This window comes from Dankookia rubra, assembly GCF_004355005.1.
GTDB classification, from domain to species: Bacteria; Pseudomonadota; Alphaproteobacteria; order Acetobacterales; family Acetobacteraceae; genus Paracraurococcus; species Paracraurococcus ruber_A.
Genome location: NZ_SMSJ01000340.1, coordinates 1 through 576, shown reverse-complemented (window position 1 = coordinate 576; position 576 = coordinate 1). Strand labels below are relative to the sequence as shown.

The 576-nt window shown below is 70.1% G+C and carries 1 protein-coding gene; it reads right to left on the bottom strand.

Going from position 1 to position 576, the window contains the following annotated elements; translation table 11 throughout:
• Nucleotides 1–576 (bottom strand): IS1380 family transposase (locus E2C06_RS36900; RefSeq protein ID WP_133293436.1); only part of this gene is annotated, 576 nt, incomplete at both ends.

Below are 576 nucleotides of genomic sequence, written 5' to 3'. Positions count from 1 at the left end.
GCCCTCGGCCTCGCAGAAGGCCATCACCTCCGGGCGACCGTAATGGCCGTCGCCGCGCAGGGTGATGTGGGTGCCTGGCCAGTGGCGCCGGATCTGCCGGACCAGGCGGCGCAGATAGCCCCGGATCTCCTGGCCGGAGGGGGTCTTACCGGGCCGCAGCAGCACCATTACCGGGCGGGAGGTCGCGGTGTCGTAGACATGGATCGGCAGGAAGCAGCGCTCGTCATAGTGGGCGTTGAACAGCGACAACTGTTGGCGCCCGTGCACCACGTCCACCGTGTCGTCGATATCGAACGTCACCGCCGCGGGCGGCTTCGGGTAGCTGGCGCAGTAGAGGTCGACCATGGCCCGCATCAGCCGGATCACCTCGCGCAAGGACGGCGCGTTCTCCCAGCGCGACATGGTCGGCTGCGAGCACAGGTCCCGCCCGGTGTCGGGCAGGCGGCCGCAGGCCAGTTTGAAGCCGGGATCCCGGCGCAGGTGGTCGAGGTCGTCGGCATCCTCGTAGCCGCAGGCGATCGCCAGGATCCGCGCCCGCAGGATGTCGGCCAGCGGGTGGACCACCCGCGACGGGTC